Annotated in this window: 3 protein-coding genes; all 3 read left to right on the top strand. The window is 40.6% G+C overall.

Annotated elements, in window-relative coordinates; all coding sequences use genetic code 11:
• Positions 1-776 (top strand): hypothetical protein (locus tag IV71_RS06845; RefSeq protein WP_162258600.1); only part of this gene is annotated, 776 nt, incomplete at its 5' end.
• Positions 777-788: 12 nt separating this feature from the next.
• Complete coding sequence (locus tag IV71_RS06840) at positions 789-1628, top strand: hypothetical protein (protein WP_010690506.1); 840 nt, start codon at positions 789-791, stop codon at positions 1626-1628.
• A 65-nt stretch (positions 1629-1693) separates the two neighbouring features.
• On the top strand, positions 1694-2992 hold a 1299-nt coding region (locus IV71_RS06835), incomplete at its 3' end, for a KxYKxGKxW signal peptide domain-containing protein (RefSeq protein ID WP_169790359.1).

Raw genomic sequence — 2992 nt, 5'->3', positions numbered from 1 at the left:
TTCATGTTGAAGCTCAGAAGCGTGAGATTGCGCTACGTGCTGTTGAAATCGAGAAGGAAAAATCAGCTAATTTACGCCAGGAACTTCAAGAAAAAGATGAACAATTGGCCGATGCTTTAGTATCAATCACTCAAATGAAAAATAACGAAGCAGCTCTTCAGGGGGAAAATCGTTCTTTGAAAGCTAATCAAGTTTCACCTGAGCAACTTTCTGCACTTTCTAAGACTTCGGATTCATCCTTCACCTTTAAAGATTTCCTTGAATGGCAAAAAGCACAGGTGGAAATTCAAGCAACGACTAACAAGAAATCAAAGAGAAAAGCGCCAAAAATTGTTGGCGCCTCAATAGTTGCTTTAGCATTGATTTCTGCTGGTGGTTTTGGGTTCAAGGCTTACTCTGACTCACAATCGAGCAATGAACGTTTGCAGAAGCAAATTGATACAAAAAACTCTGAACTGAAGGCTTCATCCGGCCAATCAAGTTCAAACTCAAAGGAGGCGTCTCAAAACAATCAACAACAAAGCAATGAAACTTCAGCGAGTAGTAGCCAGCAAGTAGACAGACCTTATCAAGCCTTAGATGACTCGTTAAAGCGTAATAGTTTGGACATTTATCGTCAAAGCTTTGCAGATAACAAGCTCGGTGATGACAGTTATCGGGTCTTTCGCGTTGGTCAATTATTAAATCAACAGTCCAGTCGTGATGAAGCAGTGGCTGTAGCCAAGGCAAACCCTGGTTACAACCAAACGCTAAATCGTTATCTGGGTATTAGTTAAAAAGGAGATTTTATGGCAAATAAACAATCTGCATCAGCCGATGTTCAAATTGTTAGTCACAATTCGATTGATTTGGTCAGTCATGACGAATTTGTCGCTCAGTCCATTCATCAAAAGATTGAACTGATGCGTTATTTCTCAACGACCAATCACCAGTGGGAAGACTCATTATGGGAACCAGCCCAACTAGAAGAGGTCCACTTGTGGGGCAGGTTTAAACACTACCTTTCATTTTTTAAACCCTTTGATTGGCTACGTTTGACTGCATTTATTATAGGAATTTCGGTTCTATGGCTAGGAAAACTTGTTGCTTATTTTCTTTTGTACATTTTTATGTTCTATGCCATTCTTAGCGTGATTTCTAAAACCTCATCACTACCATGGCAATCTATCAGCTATTTTATAGCTTATACAGGTGCCTTTGTATATTTCCGTCAACTCTGGCGGAAGTTTTGGCTTGATGGTGGTATTACCCTAAACAAATCAATTTTGAAAGTCCTTTGGTTTGAGCCTTCTGGTAAAACTAATGATAAAGGACTACAACCAGTCATTCTATGCTTGTTACCAGAATGGCTCACGCCAAGTCTCAATCCAAATCAACTAACCATTACTGGTGAAATTGATCCACTAACGCTTAAAAAGATGTGGAAAAAACTTAGTCTTTTTGAAAAGCACGTCATCATGTCCGATCTCGTTACTGCTACAGACACCGACAAATACCTAACTCAAACAGTCGAGTTTGTAAGTTCCTCATTACCATACCGTGATGAATTGATTGATAGTATCTATCAAAGTCAACAGACAAAAATGAGTTTGAAAGCTGATGGTAAAAAACTAAAAGCGGCTAAATAGTTTCAATAACTGCCACTATCGAATCACTTTAATTATTTAGGTATTTAAATCAAAGGAGAAAATCTATGCCTACACAAACAATGAACGTTAAAGAACATTTTAAGATGTATAAGTCTGGGAAGCGCTGGTTGTATGCTTCTCTTGCAGCGGCGACACTTTTGTCTGGAGGAGTGGTGTTGTCACAACCAGCATCAGCTGATGAAGTTTCAACAACGACTACTCAAGCTCAGGAGCAAACCGAAGCGGCTGCCTCAAGTACTCAAAAAAACGCTTATACAACTGCCAACCAGGGTTCAACAGTAAGTGACACTGCAGGAACATCTACTGCACAGACAACAAATGCCACGCAAACAACTGCTAAAACAGAAAACATGCCCAAAGTTACCGAAAAAACTTCTGGGAACGTAACGAAAATTGCTGTTGATGATACTAATTTAAATCGGGCCGTCACTGATGCGAAGAATGAGGGCGTTAAAGTAAACCAAGACCCAACTCAAAAATTGAATGGTAATTTGTCTGATAAAGACGACTTGATCCAACAGGTAGCTGATGACTACAGCAAGCAGACAGATACTTTGAATGCTGCCACAGCGGAAACAAAGCAATACAAGACCAACGTTGCCAATGCGGAAAAGTCCAATCAGACTGTGCAAGATACTGCTAAGGCAGCCAAAGAGGCAGGTGTTGATGTTACTCAAGAGGATAACAAGCAGAGTCAATCATTTGATGACATTAACAAGGACAATGCTAATCAAGTTGCTAGTCTTACCGCCGATATGAAGAAACAACAGGCACTGAATGATGCCTACAATAGCGCAAAATCAGCCGCTGATGCCGCTAACGCAGCAGCAAAAGCCAAGTATGATACGGAAATGGCCGAATACAATCAAATTCTGGCAGACTTAGAAAGTAAGACAAACCAGAACGGTTATGCCAAAGAAGTCCTTTCTCAGGAACTTCTTCTAAAGGCTGAAAGCCATGCCAAAGTAACCATCACTGCTCCTGGTGTTAAGTGGGATCAAGATTGGAGCCATCCTTCAGTTAGTGATACGCCAATTGTTAATACCGATGCCTTCTATGCCAATTCAAAAAATGCCGATGGTCAACCAGTCCAATGGTATTCGGCTTGGTTGGAACCGGGACAAAGCGTCACTGTTGACTATACAGACTTGTCCAACTCTTCCTACCAATCACAACCAATCACAAAAATTCAGAAGACTTTTACCAACACTTCGAATTTCAAGGAAAACTTGGGTATTCCGAGTGACCCAACAATGAATGTTTGGTATATCGATTCACAAATTGGCCAAGACCGTCAACGAACTGTTAAAGAAGTCCGTGTTCTTTATGGACAAGATGGGCAA

Source organism: Fructobacillus fructosus KCTC 3544 (assembly GCF_001438695.1).
GTDB classification, from domain to species: domain Bacteria; phylum Bacillota; class Bacilli; order Lactobacillales; family Lactobacillaceae; genus Fructobacillus; species Fructobacillus fructosus.
Note: the sequence above shows the minus strand (reverse complement) of the source record. Positions and strands in the feature narration are given on the sequence as shown.